The following is an 18,707-nucleotide window of genomic DNA, read 5'->3' as shown; positions in this document are numbered from 1 at the left end:
CGGTCTCCCCTGTGTTGTTGGTGAGTCAAGAACGTTGATCTAATGAGAAAGGATTCAAAGCATATGAGCACAGCAGCCACCATAGACCCAAAAACAACAGATTATAAAGTCGCAGATATTTCCCTCGCCGATTGGGGGCGAAAGGAACTTGGGATTGCCGAAACTGAAATGCCGGCGTTGATGGCATTACGGGAAAAGTATCGAGCCTCCCAACCGCTCAAGGGCGCGAAAATCCTCGGCTGCATTCACATGACGATTCAAACCGGCGTGCTCATTGAAACATTGATTGAGCTTGGTGCGGAAGTTCGATGGTCATCCTGCAATATTTTTTCGACGCAAGATCATGCAGCCGCAGCCATTGCGGCAAACGGAATTGCTGTCTATGCCTGGAAAGGTGAAACGGCCGAAGAGTATGAATGGTGCCTTGAGCAAACGATATTGAAAGATGGTGAACCATGGGATGCCAATATGGTCCTCGATGATGGCGGCGACTTAACCTTGATGCTTCATGAAAAATATCCTGCCGTGCTCGACCATGTCCACGGCATCACTGAAGAAACAACCACCGGCGTACATCGACTTCAAGAAATGCTGAAAAAAGGGACGCTGAAGGTCCCAGCCATCAACGTCAACGACTCGGTCACGAAATCAAAAAACGATAACAAGTACGGATGCCGGCACAGCTTAAATGATGCCATCAAACGGGGCACGGATCACTTGCTCGCCGGGAAAAAAGCGCTGGTCATCGGATACGGTGACGTCGGAAAAGGCTCCGCGCAATCACTTCGCCAAGAAGGCATGATCGTGAAGGTCTCTGAGATTGACCCGATTTGCGGCATGCAAGCTTGCATGGATGGCTTTGAAGTGGTCTCTCCCTACAATAATGGAGTCAATACCGGAAAAGTCGAACACATCAATACGACATTGTTAGAGAATACTGATCTCATCGTCACCACGACCGGGAACTTTAATGTTTGCGACTCCGCCATGCTGCAATCGCTCAAAGCTGGAGCCGTTGTCTGTAATATTGGACATTTCGACAACGAGATCGATACGGCCTATATGCGTGAACATTGGGAATGGGAAGAAGTCAAACCTCAAGTCCACAAAGTCTATCGTGACAAGTCCCGCAACGACCACCTGATTCTCTTGTCCGAAGGTCGCCTTGTCAATTTGGGGAACGCCACCGGGCATCCGTCTCGTATTATGGATGGCTCATTTGCCAATCAAGTGCTCGCTCAGATTTATCTGTACGAACGAAAATTTGCCAGTCAACAAATCCAAGACGTCTATCTACAGGTCTTGCCTAAGAGCTTAGATGAAGAGGTGGCCGCGCATATGGTACGTGGCTTTGGAGGAGTCATTACTAAATTGACTCAGACTCAAGCCGACTACATCAATGTCTCGGTGGACGGGCCATTTAAAGAAGACAGCTACAAATACTAATATCCGCATGCTGTCATGACCTCAATGCATAGTCTCTATGCGTTGAGAACGTGTCAGCCTATGGGCCCAGACAAAAACATAACGAAATCGACCCACGCCTCCATCATGATTTGCTTTACGCCATGATGGAGGCAACTCGCTTCACGTCGCAGCCTCACTCCAAACCCACGATACGCCTCCGACGCTTTCCTCCGTCTCACGTACTGGCTCACGCAGGGTGTTTCGGTAATCAATAATCCGTGCCGAGACCGTGAATATACACAATATTTCATTTTGACAAGATTTCCGTCTGCGTGTATCCTATAAGCACCTGTCAGTTTCGAAACTTCCTTCCGGAAGTTTCATTTTTATACTTCAACAGCTTGACGAGTTGAATTCACTGAAGACCGAGGTTCTATAGATGGACGCCACCGTCAGACAATTCGATTATCTCACCACTATTCTCTTTGGCACAATCGTCGTAGGAGCAATGATCGGGCTGCCCATATTTACATACTATTACGATTTTTCTTGGGTGGACTGGACGATGTTTGCGATCTTGTATGTATTCACCGGACTCGGGATCACGGTTGGATACCATCGTTTATTTTCACATCGAAGTTTCAAATGCGCCAAGTGGGTCGAGATGATGTTGCTGATTGCCGGCGGCATGGCCTTACAAAATTCTGCCCTCAAATGGGCTTCCGACCACATTCGCCACCATGCGCAATGCGACAAAGACGAAGACCCTTATAACGCCAAGCTCGGGTTCTGGTGGAGTCATTGCGGATGGCTCTTCTGGAAAGAAACAGATCCATCGCGATACGACAAATATAAAACTCGACTGAAGCAAAACCCTCTCGTCATGTGGCAACATCGAAATTATATCGCCGTCGTACTCGCCGGATTACTGCTTCCGTTTGTCGTAGGGTTTCTCTATAACGGATGGATTGGCGGAGTGAGTTGCTTCCTCTTGGCCGGCGTGGCACGAACATTTTTCGTGCTCAACTCCACGTTCTTCATTAACTCAATCTGCCATCTCTGGGGTAATCAACCACACGGCTCATCTGACTCGAGTCGAGATAGCTGGATCGTTTCGCTCCTCACATTCGGCGAAGGCTATCATAACTACCATCACATGTACCAAAGCGATTATCGTAACGGCCCACAATGGTATAATTTTGATCCATCCAAGTGGCTCATCTGGATCTTAAGCAAACTTGGCTTCGCCCACGACCTCCGACGACAATCTGCCTCACAATAAGCCAATTGCTGTACTGTTATGATGTGACAACTTCATCAGCTTCCCCAATCACATCTTTTCCGGACAGCTAACATTTCCTCATACTCCCCTCCCAATGACCTCACAGGTAATCACACACCAACTCATATTGCGAACATAAGAACCTGTATGCTAGATTCGCCTGTATTCACGCGGGTTTTCGCGCCTACTAATCCGCTAACCCATTGCAGGTCTGTTCTCATTCTCAACGGACCTCATCAAGGTTTCAGCATGACCGTACATGACGAACAGAATCGATGCGTGAAAAAACCTACGACGTCAAACGGAGAATGATTACCAAACACTACGCTAACCCAAGGTTACGTTGGCTCCCTCATTTACTGGCGGATTAGTAGCCGCGCAAGTAAATACGGGTTGCCTGAAAATTATTTAGGCTTCGCGATACATGTTGACAGAAGAGCTTCAAGCCATCACTCATCAGTATGTCATGAATACCTATGACCGGCTTCCGTTGTCCATTGTTCGTGGACAGGGAAGCAAAGTCTACGACGCAGAGGGGCGAGCCTACCTGGATTGCGTGGGGGGTATTGCGGTCAACGCCTTGGGATATGGCCATCCAGATTTGATCGCCAGTATCGAACGACAAGTTCGCCAGCTCATTCATACATCAAACCTCTTTTACACAGAACCGCAAGCCAAACTGGCGCGTGAGTTGGCTCAACAGTCATTCGCTGACAAAGTGTTTTTTGCGAATAGTGGAGCCGAGGCCAATGAAGCGGCGATAAAATTAGCGAGAAAATATAGCCATGATCATTTTGGTCCCAACCGGTCGGAAATTCTCACGATGGAGAATTCCTTCCATGGCCGAACGCTGGCGACGCTGACCGCGACCGGCCAGACAAAAGTCCAGCATGGCTTCGAACCGCTCGTTCCAGGCTTCAAATACGTCCCGTACAACGACCTTCAGGCACTAGAAGCGAATGTTTCCGAGCAAACAGCCGCCATTATGCTGGAGCCCATACTCGGAGAGGGTGGGGTCGTTGTCGGGAATGCGGACTATCTCAAGGCTGTACGCAACCTCTGTACGGCACGGAACATCCTTCTGATTTTCGATGAAATTCAAACGGGAATGGGACGCACAGGCACCTTGTTTGCCTACCAACAATTTGGCATTCAACCGGACATCATGACGTTAGGCAAAGGCTTAGGCGGGGGCATTCCAATCGGGGCTTGTCTTGCCATCGAAGAAGTTGCACAAGCTTTTTCGTACGGCACCCATGGTTCAACTTTTGGTGGAAATCCTCTCGCGTGCACGGCTGCACTACAGGTACTCCGGATTCTTCTCGAAGGGGGAGAACTCAAGCGAGGTCATGAGCGAGGAGCCTATCTGCACAAAGGGCTCTTAGCCCTGCAGGAGCGTTTTCCCATTATTAAAGAAGTGCGTGGTCGTGGATTATTGCAAGGCATGGAACTCACAGTCGATGGGAAACCAATCGTGATGGATTGCCTTGCCCGTCGGGTCATCATTAACTGCACAATGGGACGCGTGCTTCGATTCATTCCACCGCTGACTATTACTCAAGCTGAAATTGATGTGCTTTTAACAACCCTTACAGATGTCTTAAACAAACAGCAGTAATCACCAGTCACACTTGACGATTGCAGGAAATCATCCTATGGCTCGATCAACAACACGAACTTCTCGAAAAACCAGCAAAGATCTCTTGACGATCGCCAGTCTTTCCAGTCAACACATTGCTGCTTTAATCAAACAGGCCCAATCGCTTCAAGGAAAGCGGCGCGCGCGTCGAACACCGAGACCGTTAGTCGGAAAAACTCTTGGCCTCATTTTCGAAAAACCCTCTACCCGCACACGGGTCTCGTTTGAAGCGGGCATGAACCAATTAGGGGGACAATCGCTGTTTTTGGATTCTGAGAAAATTCAGTTGAGCCGGGGGGAAAGCCTCGCCGATACCGCACAGGTCCTCTCTCGCTATGTAGATGGTCTGGTCGTCAGAACATTCGACCAAACCACACTTGAAGACTGGGCCACCTATGCAACGATACCCGTGATTAATGGACTCACCGATCAATGCCATCCCTGCCAGATCCTTGCAGACCTTTTCACGATTACACGTAAAAAGAAACAGCTCAAAGGCTTAAAGCTAGCCTATATCGGCGATGGGAATAATGTGACGCATTCTCTCTTAGAAGCCGGTGCACTCATGGGCATGCATGTGTCGGTCGGGTGTCCAACGGGGTATGAGCCAGACCAGAAAATTGTGGATTGGGCACAAGAAAAAGCTTTAAAAACGAAAACACGGATCGAAGTCACCTCAGATCCGATAGCGGCAGTTCGGAACGCTGACGTGCTCTACACGGATGTCTGGATTAGCATGGGACAAGAGCGGGAACAGAAACGGCGGCTCAAGGCCTTGACTCCCTACCAGGTCAATGAACGGCTACTACGAAAGGCCAAACCTGATGCCATTGTCATGCATTGTCTTCCTGCTCATCGAGGTGAGGAAATTTCAACAGGCGTGCTCGACGGCCCACAGGCCGTGGTCTTAGAACAAGCGGAAAACCGTCTCGACATGCAAAATGCCATTTTAATTAATTGGCTAGGAAAATAGTTTTGACACGTCGCCAGAATTCAAGACCTGCTCCAAAACTACAAGAATACGCATTGGATGGCGAGACGTAACAACGTCCACACATACCACACATTGCGTGACACGTACCCCCTACACTAGGATGAATTCAGTCATGAGAAAACCAGCAAAAACAAGAACATCAGCGCCTCAATCATCCCAGCAACCCAAGAATAAAGTTGTGCTCGCGTATTCCGGCGGATTAGATACCTCAGCCATCCTACGCTGGCTCAAAGATACGTACCAATGCGAGGTCATTGCCTTCTGTGCCGATCTAGGCCAAGGCGAAGACTTGCAAGAGATTAAACGAAAGGCCATAGCCGTGGGAGCTTCGAAGGTCTACGTTGAAGACCTTCGAGAAGAATTTGTCAAACAATATGTGTTCCCCATGTTACGAGCAAATGCGATCTACGAAGGCAGTTATTTGCTGGGAACATCAATTGCCCGTCCTTTGATCGGAAAACGCCAAATCGAAATCGCTCAAAAAGAAGGCGCCACATTTGTCAGTCATGGGTCCACCGGCAAGGGAAACGATCAAGTTCGGTTTGAACTGGCCTATGCGGCACTGGCTCCTGACATCCAAGTGATCGTCCCATGGCGTGAATGGTCATTTACTTCACGGGAGGATCTGATCGCTTATGCGAAAAAACATCGCATTCCCATTACAGTCACCAAGGCGAAACCCTATAGCATGGACCTCAATCTCCTCCATATCAGTTATGAAGGAGGAATCTTAGAAGATCCCTGGGTCGCCCCGCCGGAAGACATGTTCAAAATGACGGTCTCTCCTGAACGTGCGCCGAATAAAGCTGAATCTATCGAGATTCAATTCAAGAACGGCGATCCTGTTGCCATTGACGGCAAACGGTTGAAACCCGCGGCCTTGCTGCATCAACTCAATCGTCTTGGCGGAAAACACGGTATCGGCCGTGTTGATCTTGTAGAAAACCGGTATGTCGGAATGAAAGCGCGTGGCGTGTACGAAACACCTGGCGGAACGATTGTACAGATCGCTCATCGAGGGCTTGAGTCGATCACCATGGATCGAGAGGTCCTCCATCTTCGTGATAGCCTTATTTCACGCTACGCGGAACTTATTTACAACGGATATTGGTTCTCGCCAGAGCGCGTGATGCTTCAAACCGCCATCGATCAAGCCCAACAAGACGTGACGGGAACCGTGCGCCTCAAACTCTACAAGGGAAACTGTACGGTGACTGGTCGACGATCCCCTCAGTCGTTATACCGCAAACATCTTGCGACATTCGAAAAAGGACAGGGATTCGATCAACGGGATGCAACGGGATTCATCCGGATCAATGCGCTGCGACTGGCCATGCAAACTGGGAGAAACAAAAAGAACGATAGGTAAAGGATTGTCAATGGCCCAACGTAACTCAAAAAACTCTACATCGAAATCACCACGTCATTCCAAAGTTCGTCCATCGACAAAAACCACAAAGGGAGCATCTTCGAATACCCAGCCAACAAAACTTTGGGGCGGGCGATTCAAGAAGCGCACCCATCATCTTGTAGAACGGTTTACGACTTCGCTGCCGTTTGATCAACGACTCTATCCTTACGACATTCAAGGGAGTATTGCCCACTGCAAAACGCTCCACCACGCAAAAGTGCTGACACGGCACGAATGCCAAACGATTATTCAGGGCCTCGAGAAAGTTCTACGTGAAATTCAACGGGGTCGATTTGAATTTCGAAACGAAGATGAAGATATTCACATGAGTATTGAGCGCCGACTCACTCAACTCATTGGCCCGCTTGGCGGCAAGCTGCATACGGCGAGAAGTCGCAATGACCAAGTCGCGCTTGACCTTCGCCTGTACGTTCGAGATTCCCTTAAGACCTTAACGACAGGACTGCTCGAACTTCAAAAGTCGATGATCGTCCAGGCCCGACGGTATTTCAAAGTCATCATGCCTGGCTATACGCACCTTCAACGAGCGCAACCTGTTCTCTTTGCCCATCACTTTTTAGCCTATGTGGATATGTTCGAGCGAGATAAAGGAAGACTCACGGATGCCTTAACGCGGCTGAATGTCTTGCCACTTGGTGCAGGAGCGCTCGCAGGAACGAACTATCCAATCGATCGAAACGTTACGGCCAAACTGCTCGACTTTCCCACCGTCACAACCAATAGCCTGGATACCGTGTCAGACCGTGACTTCGTCGTCGAAGTGCTGAATGCCTGCTCGCTTCTTATGATGCACCTATCACGAATGAGCGAAGAATTCATTCTCTGGTCTTCCCAGGAGTTTCAGTTTATTGAAATGTCCGATTCGTTCTGCACCGGAAGTAGCATGATGCCGCAGAAAAAAAACCCTGATGTTGCCGAGTTAGTCAGAGGAAAAACTGGACGAGTCTATGGTCATTTGATGTCGGTCCTTACTACACTCAAAGGGTTACCTCTCAGTTATAATCGAGATCTACAGGAAGATAAAGAACCGCTTTTTGACGCGCTAGACACTGCGACAGACTCCGTAGACATCTATACTGAACTCATCAAACGACTCAAGGTTCGGCAAGATATCATGGCGAAGGCCGTCCAATCCGGGCTACTCTTTGCAACGGAACTCGCTGACTATCTTGTGCGAAAGGGAATTCCCTTTCGCGAAGCCCATGCCATCATTGGAAATCTCGTAGGGCAGTGTGCGGAGCAGAAAAAAGATCTGGCTCACATCACATTACCGGAACTTCGATCGCACTCGACTCGATTCTCAAAAGATGCGTTGGCCTTACTAACCCCAGAAGGCGCAATTGAGCGAAAAGCTCAAATTGGAGGAACGGCAAGAAAACAGGTTGAAAAGAGGTTGCGTGCGTTAGAGAAACGCCTGCTATAATGCTTGAACTTTACAGCTTGAATTTCCAGAGACCATGAACGGCACCTATCAATTAACATGGAACGTGGGGAGAACCGCAATTATACGAGCCTCTAGTATTATCCTTCTGCTCTGTTTCTGCACTGCGTGCGGGGCAGCTGGCCCTCCTATTGCGCCAGAAGAAGTGGGTCTAGAGGCCAAAATTCGTGAACAACGGCAGCCTCCTCCTCAGTTAGGTGAAGACGGGGAATTACTGATACCAATAGAAGAGGAATCTGTCCAACTCCCTGCTCTTCGTCCCGTGGGTACACGATAAACGTACGAATATCGACTGAAAACTGTTGTGAGTTCCGATAGACAAAGACCAAAGATACGCTTCGTTGTTTAAGAAAAACATTGGGTGAGACCACACCGTTAGGAACGTCACACAAAGAACATGAAAATACTTTGAATCAAGAACATTGCTCATTCGATACGACAAGCCGCACGATAAAAAATCATAAGACTTGAATTGACCTTTTATAAAGAGATCCTATTCTATGCATGACTTTCACTATCAAGATAACCAACTGTATTGCGAAAACGTGTCCCTGGAAGAGATTGCTCACAAAGTCGGCACTCCCTGTTACATCTACAGCTACCAAACGCTCATTCGACATTTTCGAGCGTTTGACCAAGCCTTCGGTGCGATTCCACACACCATTGCCTATGCCATGAAAGCCAATTCTAATATCGCGATCCTTCGGCTTATGGCACAAGAGGGAAGCGGAGCCGATATTGTCTCTGGAGGCGAACTTTTTCGTGCACTGGAGGCGGGAGTCCCTCCTCAAAAAATTGTATTTGCCGGTGTCGGCAAAGCAGGGGATGAAATTGAACAAGCTCTGAAAGCTGACATTTTAATGTTCAATGTAGAATCAACAGGTGAACTACAGTTGATACACGAAGTCGCTGGAAACATGGGGGTTCGTGCCCGAGTCGCACTTCGAATCAATCCGGACATTGACCCCAAGACACATCCGTATATTTCTACAGGTTTAAAGAAAAGCAAATTCGGTATCGGTGCAGAACGGGCTTTGGAGGAATTCAAGATTGCTACTGAATTGGCGCACATTGACGTTGTCGGAGTCCATTGCCATATTGGCTCTCAACTGACCGAATTAACTCCATTTACTGATGCGCTCAAAAAAATCTTAGCGTTAATTGAATCCCTGAAAGCTCAAGGAATCGGCATTCGTTATCTCAATATTGGTGGTGGCCTCGGCATTACCTATTCCGATGAAGTTCCGCCACACCCGAAGGAACTTGCTGCAGCCATTTCTCCCCTTCTCCAAGATTTGAAATGTCAGTTGATTATGGAGCCTGGGAGATCAATTGTTGGCAATGCCGGAGTCATGGTAACTCGCGTCCTCTACAATAAAGATACGGAAGCCAAGCAATTTGTGGTTGTGGACGCAGCGATGAACGACCTATTACGACCCAGTTTGTATGATGCCTACCACGACATTCAACATGTACGAAAACCGTCAGGGAATCAGGTAAAGACCGTTGACATCGTGGGCCCCATTTGCGAATCAGGAGATTTTCTTGCAAAAGACCGCTCCATACCAGAGACCGTGTCTGGAGACCTTTTAGCCGTCATGAGTGCCGGTGCGTACGGCTTCACCATGGCTTCAAACTATAATTCACGACCTCGTGTTCCAGAGGTGTTGATTAAAGGTCGTGAAATACATGTTATCCGTACACGGGAAACATATACCGACTTGATCCGCGGGGAAACAATCCCAGCATTTTTGAATTCGAATGGGTCGTAACATTCACGAACGTCAGGCAAGCAGAGAGGCGAAACCGTACTCATTGCCGTCTTTAGGACGTGTTCATCATTATTGAGGGGTTAAGATGTTCTCAGGTTCTTTAGTTGCAATTGTGACCCCATTTAACAACGGAAAATTTGATGAAGTCGCCTACGCCGATTTGATTGAATTTCAAATTGCGAACGGTACTCATGGTATTGTTCCTTGTGGAACAACAGGTGAGTCAGCCACGTTGACACCGAAAGAGCATGAGCGGGTCGTGGACCTGACAGTCGAGATCGTGAACCGGCGTGTAAAAGTTATTGCCGGCACAGGATCGAACTCCACCGATGAAGCCATCATGTTTACCAAACATGCAAAAGATGCCGGAGCTGACGGGGCACTCCTCATCACCCCCTACTACAACAAACCGATGCAGGAGGGACTGTTTCAGCATTATTCCGCTGTGGCCAAGGCGTCGGATATTCCATTAGTGCTCTATAATATTCCGGGTCGAACAGGCGTGAATATGCTACCTGAAACGATCGCACGGCTCTCGGACATTCCTTCAATCGTTGCCGTCAAAGAGGGGAGTGGATCATTATCTCAGGTTTCAGCCATTATCGAACAATGCGGTGACAACTTGACGGTGCTGGCCGGCGATGATCCGTTAACACTTCCGATGATGGCGATTGGCGCCAAAGGCGTCATTACTGTTACAGCCAATGTGGCTCCAGCCGACATGGCCAATATGGTCAACTTGGCATCAAAAGGGAACTACGACGAAGCGAGAAAACTGCATTACAAACTCAGTCCGTTGTTTACTGCATTGTTTTATGAAACCAATCCTATTCCCGTGAAAGCTGCACTGTCGAAGATGGGAAAAATTCAGAATGAACTTCGCCTCCCACTCACTTCGATTGCTCATCAACATCAGGAAAAATTACTCCACGCCATGAAGACTTGTGGTCTCAACTAAGGTTCATGTAACGATGATTCACACCATTATTATGGGCGCCGCTGGGCGTATGGGAAAACGATTGGTTGCCTTGGTTCAGGAATCCGCGACCATGAAACTTGCTGGGGCTATAGAAAACCCTGGCCATCCTGCATTAGATCGAGATGCTGGAGAAGAAGCTGGGAGTGGACGGGCAGGGGTGATCATACAAAATACGCTTGGGGATGTTCTGCAGAATGCAGACGTCATCATTGATTTCACCGCACCTCAAGCCACCCTGCTCAATCTGCAACTCGCCGTCAGACAAAAAAAATCGATGGTGATAGGCACGACAGGATTCGATCAAGCTGAACTTCAACAGCTGAAAGAATTCGCCAAACACATTCCTTGCGTCTTTGCCCCAAACATGAGTGTCGGCGTCAATGTGCTGTTGAGTGTCGTTGGAAAAGTCGCCAAAGCGTTAGGCGACACATACAATATTGAGGTCATTGAAGCCCATCACAATCAGAAGAAAGATGCGCCAAGTGGCACGGCCCTCAAAATTGCTGAAGTCCTTGCCGAAGGAATGGACTGGAACTTAGAAGATGTCGGGGTCTATGAACGGCACGGGATGATCGGACAACGGAAGGCCAAAGAAATTGGCGTCCAAACCGTTCGTGCAGGAGATATCGTCGGCGATCATACCGTCTTGTTTGGTGGACCCGGAGAACGTATCGAAATCACCCACCGAGCCCACTCTCGTGATACCTTTGCCATGGGGGCTTTACGTGCTGCTGAATGGGTTGTCACGCAACCCCCTGGACTCTACACCATGGCCGACGTTTTAGACCTTACCTAAGTTGTGTAGGGGTCAGATCTGACCATACGGACAAAGTCAGATATAGCCTTCATCTCCAAAACAGACATTCAAGCAGTATGATGGAACAGGTCGCTATCGACCCACAGCAGACATCGTGGTGATGTTAGTTTATGAAGCAAAGAAGTAAGAGAAAAGGGGATGGATTAATTTAACTCTTTTGTGAGTTTATTCAAATAAGTAGCATTATCCTGACCAGAATATGATGCCAAAATAACTGGACTTGTGGGCGTAACTAATTGAAGATATAACAATTCTGGCGTATTGATCAGAAGACTCGATGCGTGTTATCCGAACCGAATTTCGAAGACCCGTCCTCTTACACAGATCCATCTAAACATTGTTAGGTCTCCAATGAACGCAATGCGCCACCATTTCGTCCCTCAAGGCTATCTGCGCGGATTCTCAACAAGTGCGGAGAAATCTCGTAACCTCGTATGGGTGTACGACAAACGGTCCCAACGAAAACCGAGAAAAAAATCAATTCGGTCAATCGCTTGGGCGCCTGAGTACTATGCGCAGGAGCGTGATGATGGCAGCATCGATCTCGATACCCTAGAGAACTTGCTAGGTAAGACCATCGACAACGAGGCACCAGAAACTATTCGAAACATTTCCCCGCAAATCGGCGGGATTACAAGACTAGACGACGAGGACCGAGCAACTCTCGCGTTCTTCGTTGGACTCTCAATGACCAGGGTGCCGAGCTTTAGAGAAGGGATTGAAGATTTCTATACGAAGATCGCGCAACGTACGTTTCATATCGTTGCCCCGCACATTCCTAACAAACCAGAAGGCCTTGATCTCGATGATTTCTCTGTAACCGCGAAGCAATGGGTTTCCTTGAAACCGATGATCGAAGCTGCTCAGAACATCGCCGATGGAGCATTGACCAAGAGCTGGCAATTCTTTGTTCCACCCAAGCACGTTTCTCTTGTAACGTCCGACAATCCCGTTGTCTTTTCGGGCACCGCTGTTGGTCTGAATCAGCTAGGACCAGCACATCCCGGAGCAGAACTCCTTATGAATCTTCGAAGCGATCTAGCCCTTGTATGTACTCCTAAACGCCCATACACGCATACGAACACATTTCAGCTATCTTCTTCCGAAGCTCGCAGGTTCAACCGGGGTGTCGTCCGAGCAGCGCGATATAGAGTCTTCGCGAATCACTTCTCACTTAAGCTTGATGAGTTCGTCAAGAAGTACTCCGGCGAAGAGCAGAGAATCGTAGTGTGATACAGCCGAGATGTAACATCAGAATCAAACTAACCGTCTCATCGCTCCGGTCCTTGGCGACGAGTTATCTGGGGGTTATGTGAAATGAACATTCGATCATCGTGAGATTTGCCTTATCAGAAGGCGAAAGAATTGAGGCAACTCCTAAAGCAAAAGGAGCATGCCCCGGCTGCAAAACAGGCCTAATTCCAAAATGTGGACAGTACAAGGTTTGGCATTGGGCGCATAAAGGCAAAAGGTCTTGTGATGTTTGGTGGGAGCCCGAGACAAAATGGTATAGAACCTGGAAAAGCTGTTTCCCCATCGCTTGGCAAGAGGTCTTTCATACTGATCCGGCCACTGGAGAAAAACACATTGCCGATGTACAAACACCGTTTGGTCTGGTAGTAGAGTTTCAACATTCTCCGATTAAACCCGAAGAGCGATTTGCAAGAGAAGATTTCTACAAACGAATGCTTTGGGTCGTTGATGGGAACAGAGCCGAAACCGACAAATATTATTTTGAGTCTGGGTTGGAAGAGTTAGATAAAGAGATCAGTCGTCTTCATAGAACCCTCGGCAAACCGCGACAGAATGACAGTCTTGTCTGTGGCTGTGGTCCAAAGCCAAAAGGTGCTTCGGATGAGTAAGGATACCCACGGGGCTGTTGTTGCTGTCCTCCCCTTCGGAGAGGAAAGATCTGTACAGTTGGTAGCAACTCACGAAGAGCCGGGCAATGTCCAGGAACTGGTCGAAGACTCATTTGAACGCGCGGTCAGTCAACTTGAAGGGTCCGATACACTCCCCGATGAGGGTCTCTTTTTGGTGCACGGTAATCATGAGGACATACCATGGGTGACGACAGTGCCGGTCCGACGGAATACCCAAACGATTCCCTCGGGATACTCTTGAGTCGGTACTGATTTTTGCGATGTACGTAGATCTAACTGTGTTTATGCACAGCATATCACTGGCAGCTTTTGGCCGACTTGAGCCATTCGCGACGTAAACCTAAAGATCTATTGAACGTCCGCTTTTGATGACAGCTTGATATAATCTTACACCGCCTGTCAGATCGGATTTCGACAATTAATCTAAGCATACCGTTATTTCTTTTCTCTCATACACAAAGACCTATCCGTTTCTCCCAACAGAAGAAATCCATCTCCTGCATTTAATAAATTGATTGACAAAATCAAAAGGCGCGTGCTTTGATGCCCCCGTGCATCACAAAGACCGTTTATAAGATCTTAAGACATTATTGCATTGGTAGTAGGAGGAAGTTGTTATGGATATGTTTGGGAAGATTCCGTTAATCGAAGTTCCACTCCATATTACCCCTGATCAAAAACAGTGGCTGGATAAAATGGTGGAAGAAGGCCGAATTGCCGTTCCACCTGGTGGAAGCTTAGAAAAAGGTTCCGTCATTTCCATGTTTCTTCGTATGCTCATCCACAATGCGATGGAAGAGCAAATGCGCCAGGCCGCGCTCGAAGAGGATGATGACGATGATGACGACGACGATGATTGAGGAATAGAAAAATAAATTAGCGCAATCGTTTCATTACGTTCTCTGCAGCGCAGATTGTTTTGTCGATACTTCCCAGTGAATGGGCTGTCGATAGAAAAGCCGCTTCAAACTGTGAAGGCGCAAAATAGACGCCCTGCTTAAGCATGCCATGAAAGAATTTGGCATAGCGCTTTGTATCAGACTTTTTGGCACTCGCGTAATCGAACACGGGCCCTTTGGCGAAAAATCCACCAAGCATCGACCCCATGCGTGTTTGGTAATAGGGGACTTTAGCCTGTTTAGCTGCTTCGCCCAATCCTTCTTCTAATTTTTTTGACTTCTTTTCTAACCCTTCATAGACACCTGGCTCGCTCAATAGCTTGAGGGTTTCAATTCCGGCGACAACGGCAACCGGATTCCCCGATAGCGTTCCAGCTTGATAGACCGGCCCTGCCGGGGCAATCATCTCCATAATGTCTTTTCTTCCGCCATACGCTCCGATCGGCAATCCTCCTCCTATAACTTTTCCTAAGCATGTGAGGTCTGGTTTCACCTTGAACAGCGCTTGGGCTCCACCAGGGTGTACGCGAAATCCAGTCATTACTTCATCGAAAATAAGTAGGATTCCATGTTTTTTTGTTAGGTGACGCAATGCAAGCAAAAACTCAGGATGCGGGAGCACCACTCCCATGTTTCCGGCGATCGGTTCAACAATGATGCAAGCAAGTTTATTCCCATGTTTTTTGACTAATCGCTCAACGCTTGTGATGTCATTATACCGAGCGGTTAAGGTATGCCCAGCAAACGCCTTTGGCACTCCAGGACTATCAGGTATCCCAAGTGTGGCAACTCCTGATCCAGCTTTGACCAATAAGTGATCGGCATGACCATGGTAGCAGCCTTCGAACTTCATGATTGTATCTCGCTTGGTATATGCGCGTGCGAGACGTATGGCACTCATGGTTGCCTCAGTTCCGGAATTGACGAGTCGCACACGCTGCACTGACGGCACCATCGTTGTTACTAACTCCGCAAGTTCAACCTCTTGACTGGAAGGGGTGCCAAAACTCGTTCCATTTTTAGCGGTTTCAATAATAGCCTCTAATACTTTGGGATGAGCATGACCAAGAATCATCGGCCCCCAAGAAAGTACATAGTCAATATACCGATTCCCATCAACATCAATTACATATGAGCCTTTCGCTTTTTTCATTGAAAGAGGAGTACCGCCTACTGACCCAAACGCACGAACAGGACTGTTAACCCCTCCAGGGATATAGCGTTGTGCCCTTCGAAACACACGAACTGACTGACTCGTTTTCACGTTACACCCTCCATTACAAGCTATCCATTTTTATATTACAGTTTTGTCGTAGGAGCTGTTCTAAAAAATAATTCTTACTCTACAATAAATACGGTTTGTTCGTTGCTCAGCGTCATTGAATGCGGTAGTTCCATATCACACAGCCGTGCATAATATACACATCGTTGAATTGCGGCTTCATATTGAAATTTCAAACATCCTTGTGCACGATTTCCCTTGTTTTTATGAAGCAACCTTATAAGCAAATCTACGTTATTATCGTGTCCATCTGGAGCGTCTATTATCGGTATCCTTGAAGACGATTGCTCCAAATCTCCCGGCCAACCGCTGAGTATATTTGCGTTTGTGTTTCATGACCAACTGGTGCATGGGATTTGAGATGCTTGGGTGTACATGGTTACTCTTCCATCCATCCTTACAAGCAACTTTATAGATCATCTATCTTGGAGTCCTGCTCCAACGATATTCAGATCAAAAAGGTATCCTTGGAGGCGGTAGTTCTGATTATCTCAGCACCTAAAAGGACAACTTCCATCGCAATCCTGACGGCTTCAGAATTTTCTATTACACGCCTCCAAGTTAAGGTTTTTGGCTAACTCACCGATTTAATGTGTATATGGTGGCATTAACACCAGTTCCCGAAAGGAGACTTCATGTATATTGACCAACGACATCAACCGGAAGCAGTCATCTTAGACTGCTGTGGAAGATTTGATGAAACCGACCATGATCATTTTGTGGAAACTATTGAGCAATTACATACTGGTGGGCACGACCATGTCGTCGTCAACCTTACATCACTATACTTTTTAGACCCAAAAGTCATTAGTGTTTTGCATTTTGCGTACGAATATTTTCAGGACAATGAAGGATCACTATCTCTTGTTAGTCCACTAAGTGCTGTACGCAATGAACTCAATATTGCTCATGTGCCGGAAACCATTCCCACATACCCAACAGTTTACGATGCGCTCCATCGACCACATATCAATCCGCCAAAAGAAATACCCGTAGCCGCAGCTTCGGCATAACGTCTCAATAGAAAACTGGCGCCTTCCGTATTAAATCAAATCCAAATACACATCAGTCTGCTTGGATACAGTCGTTGAGCCAACCGGTTATGCCTGACGGGCAATTGTTCGCGCGATCTTGCGTGCAACTCCTGTCTCTTCCAGGTGTCCTTGTACACGGTCGTTGAGTGACCCAGCTGAGCCTGACAGGCACTCGTTGTTGTGATCCTCCTTGTACTCCGGTCTAGATTACAGGTGGCCAAGTGAGGACTTGCAACACAGTATCAAACGCTTAAAGCGTACGAAGTTATAGCCCTTCGAATAGATGTCCGTTTATACGACGTATCGTGTTGCGTTATGGATATGATAGACATTCGGCAGAGAAATAATTTGGTTTCGCTATAATTGAAACGGCTATAAATTCATTTTGGTAACCTGGCACCAACTTTTCTCACCATTCACTCATAAAAAGAAAGCCTACCATCCCAATAATTGGGATGGTAGGCTTTCAAAATAATCTCGGCAACGACCTACTTTCCCACAGCCTCGCAGCTGCAGTATCATGGGCCCAGGAGGGCTTAACTTCCGTGTTCGGGATGGGAACGGGTGGGACCCCTCCGGTATGGTCACCGAGAAATTTCCTGTAAGATCGTAGAAACCCTTCGTAGACATTAAAACACGAAACCATGTCTATACGATATGTTCGCTACGCCTTATTTTTATTTATGACCATGTCTATCAAGAGCAAAATGATGTTAAGTCTCACGGCCGATTAGTACTGGTTAGCTTCGAGCCTTTCAACTCTTCCACACCCAGCCTATCAAACTCATAGTCTTTGAGTGGCCTTTAGGGAGGTAAACCTCCAGGGTGATCTTATCTTGAGGCTAGCTTCCCGCTTAGATGCTTTCAGCGGTTATCTAAACCGGACATAGCTACCCGGCACTGCCGCTGGCGCGACAACCGGCACACTAGCGGTCCGTCCATCTCAGTCCTCTCGTACTAGAGACAGACCCTCTCAAATCACCTCCGCCCACAACAGATAGGGACCGAACTGTCTCACGACGTTCTGAACCCAACTCTCGTACCGCTTTAACGGGCGAACAGCCCGACCCTTGGGACCAGCTTCAGCCCCAGGATGCGATGAGTCGACATCGAGGTGCCAAACTTCCCCGTCGATGTGAACTCTTGGGGGAAATCAGCCTGTTATCCCCGGCGTACCTTTTATCCGTTGAGCGATGGCCCTTCCACACAGAACCACCGGATCACTAAGCCCGACTTTCGTCCCTGTTTGACGTGTCCGTCTCACAGTCAAGCTCCCTTTTGCCTTTACACTCGACGGCTGATTGCCGACCAGCCTGAGGGAACCTTTGGGCGCCTCCGTTACCTTTTGGGAGGCGACCGCCCCAGTCAAACTACCCACCAGACAATGTCCCTGCTCTGGATGACAGAGCCAGGTTAGAATGTCAGAAAACTAAGGGTGGTATTTCAAGGATGGCTCCACGAAAGCTAGCGCTCCCGCTTCAAAGCCTCCCACCTATCCTACACATACTCGCCCAACACACAATGTCAAGTTGTAGTAAAGGTGCACAGGGTCTTTCCGTCTAGTTGCGGGCACCCGGCTTCTTCACCGGAACAACAAGTTCGCTGAGTCTCTCCCCGAGACAGCGCTCCAGTCGTTATGCCATTCATGCAGGTCGGAACTTACCCGACAAGGAATTTCGCTACCTTAGGACCGTTATAGTTACGGCCGCCGTTTACTGGGGCTTCCCTTCGAAGCTTCGCCTTGCGGCTAACATCTCCAGTTAACCTTCCAGCACCGGGCAGGCATCAGACCCTATACTTCCTCTTACGAGTTAGCAGAGTCCTGTGTTTTTGGTAAACAGTCGCT

Annotated in this window: 16 protein-coding genes and 2 rRNA genes (1 of these 18 only partly in view); 15 read left to right on the top strand and 3 right to left on the bottom strand. The window is 48.1% G+C overall.

What is annotated here, in order from left to right; translation table 11 throughout:
* The first annotated feature begins 63 nt into the window (after positions 1 to 63).
* The 14 genes from ahcY (at position 64) to ACWHX8_RS00660 (ending at position 14,506) form a co-directional block, all read left to right on the top strand.
* Positions 64 to 1,446 carry an adenosylhomocysteinase gene (gene ahcY / locus ACWHX8_RS00725; RefSeq protein ID WP_447970059.1) on the top strand — a complete coding sequence of 461 codons (1,383 nt, stop codon included), beginning with the start codon at positions 64 to 66 and terminating at the stop codon, positions 1,444 to 1,446.
* A gap of 400 nt (positions 1,447 to 1,846) precedes the next feature.
* Positions 1,847 to 2,689, top strand: coding sequence for an acyl-CoA desaturase (locus ACWHX8_RS00720; RefSeq protein WP_447970058.1), 843 nt, complete (start codon positions 1,847 to 1,849; stop codon positions 2,687 to 2,689).
* 424 nt (positions 2,690 to 3,113) lie between these two features.
* Positions 3,114 to 4,307, top strand: coding sequence for an acetylornithine transaminase (locus ACWHX8_RS00715; protein WP_447970057.1), 1,194 nt, complete (start codon positions 3,114 to 3,116; stop codon positions 4,305 to 4,307).
* Positions 4,308 to 4,344: 37 nt separating this feature from the next.
* Positions 4,345 to 5,301 carry an ornithine carbamoyltransferase gene (gene argF / locus ACWHX8_RS00710; RefSeq protein WP_447970056.1) on the top strand — a complete coding sequence of 319 codons (957 nt, stop codon included), beginning with the start codon at positions 4,345 to 4,347 and terminating at the stop codon, positions 5,299 to 5,301.
* A 133-nt stretch (positions 5,302 to 5,434) separates the two neighbouring features.
* Positions 5,435 to 6,691, top strand: coding sequence for an argininosuccinate synthase (locus ACWHX8_RS00705; protein WP_447970055.1), 1,257 nt, complete (start codon positions 5,435 to 5,437; stop codon positions 6,689 to 6,691).
* A 10-nt stretch (positions 6,692 to 6,701) separates the two neighbouring features.
* A complete protein-coding gene (gene argH, locus ACWHX8_RS00700; RefSeq protein ID WP_447970054.1) occupies positions 6,702 to 8,177 on the top strand; it encodes an argininosuccinate lyase in 1,476 nt (491 codons plus the stop codon).
* A 34-nt stretch (positions 8,178 to 8,211) separates the two neighbouring features.
* The gene (locus ACWHX8_RS00695; protein ID WP_447970053.1) at positions 8,212 to 8,472 is read left to right on the top strand and encodes a hypothetical protein; all 261 of its coding nucleotides are present in this window, start codon (positions 8,212 to 8,214) and stop codon (positions 8,470 to 8,472) included.
* Positions 8,473 to 8,695: 223 nt separating this feature from the next.
* Positions 8,696 to 9,967, top strand: coding sequence for a diaminopimelate decarboxylase (gene lysA, locus ACWHX8_RS00690; RefSeq protein ID WP_447970052.1), 1,272 nt, complete (start codon positions 8,696 to 8,698; stop codon positions 9,965 to 9,967).
* A gap of 85 nt (positions 9,968 to 10,052) precedes the next feature.
* The gene (dapA, locus tag ACWHX8_RS00685; protein WP_447970051.1) at positions 10,053 to 10,925 is read left to right on the top strand and encodes a 4-hydroxy-tetrahydrodipicolinate synthase; all 873 of its coding nucleotides are present in this window, start codon (positions 10,053 to 10,055) and stop codon (positions 10,923 to 10,925) included.
* 13 nt (positions 10,926 to 10,938) lie between these two features.
* Complete coding sequence (gene dapB / locus ACWHX8_RS00680; RefSeq protein WP_447970050.1) at positions 10,939 to 11,742, top strand: 4-hydroxy-tetrahydrodipicolinate reductase; 804 nt, start codon at positions 10,939 to 10,941, stop codon at positions 11,740 to 11,742.
* A 372-nt stretch (positions 11,743 to 12,114) separates the two neighbouring features.
* Positions 12,115 to 12,996, top strand: a complete 882-nt coding sequence (locus tag ACWHX8_RS00675) for a DUF4238 domain-containing protein (RefSeq protein WP_447970049.1) — start codon at positions 12,115 to 12,117, stop codon at positions 12,994 to 12,996.
* 101 nt (positions 12,997 to 13,097) lie between these two features.
* The gene (locus ACWHX8_RS00670) at positions 13,098 to 13,625 is read left to right on the top strand and encodes a competence protein CoiA (RefSeq protein WP_447970048.1); all 528 of its coding nucleotides are present in this window, start codon (positions 13,098 to 13,100) and stop codon (positions 13,623 to 13,625) included.
* On the top strand, positions 13,618 to 13,887 hold the full coding sequence (locus ACWHX8_RS00665) for a hypothetical protein (protein ID WP_447970047.1): 270 nt from the start codon (positions 13,618 to 13,620) through the stop codon (positions 13,885 to 13,887). Before ACWHX8_RS00670 ends, ACWHX8_RS00665 begins: the two co-directional genes overlap by 8 nt.
* Positions 13,888 to 14,263: 376 nt before the next feature.
* Positions 14,264 to 14,506, top strand: a complete 243-nt coding sequence (locus tag ACWHX8_RS00660) for a hypothetical protein (RefSeq protein ID WP_447970046.1) — start codon at positions 14,264 to 14,266, stop codon at positions 14,504 to 14,506.
* A 16-nt stretch (positions 14,507 to 14,522) separates the two neighbouring features.
* Here ACWHX8_RS00660 and hemL read toward each other — a convergent pair whose 3' ends face one another.
* On the bottom strand, positions 14,523 to 15,809 hold the full coding sequence (gene hemL / locus ACWHX8_RS00655; RefSeq protein ID WP_447970045.1) for a glutamate-1-semialdehyde 2,1-aminomutase: 1,287 nt from the start codon (positions 15,807 to 15,809) through the stop codon (positions 14,523 to 14,525).
* A 653-nt stretch (positions 15,810 to 16,462) separates the two neighbouring features.
* Here hemL and ACWHX8_RS00650 point away from each other — a divergent pair.
* A complete protein-coding gene (locus tag ACWHX8_RS00650) occupies positions 16,463 to 16,840 on the top strand; it encodes an STAS domain-containing protein (RefSeq protein ID WP_447970044.1) in 378 nt (125 codons plus the stop codon).
* Positions 16,841 to 17,336: 496 nt separating this feature from the next.
* Here ACWHX8_RS00650 and rrf read toward each other — a convergent pair.
* Together rrf and ACWHX8_RS00640 are read right to left on the bottom strand one after the other, a co-directional pair.
* Positions 17,337 to 17,453, bottom strand: a 5S ribosomal RNA gene (gene rrf, locus ACWHX8_RS00645).
* Positions 17,454 to 17,570: 117 nt separating this feature from the next.
* Positions 17,571 to 18,707 (bottom strand): 23S ribosomal RNA (locus tag ACWHX8_RS00640); it runs 1,876 nt beyond the window's last position.

The sequence above is a fragment of the Nitrospira sp. M1 genome (genome assembly GCF_965152605.1).
This window is presented reverse-complemented; position numbering and strand designations above follow the sequence as displayed.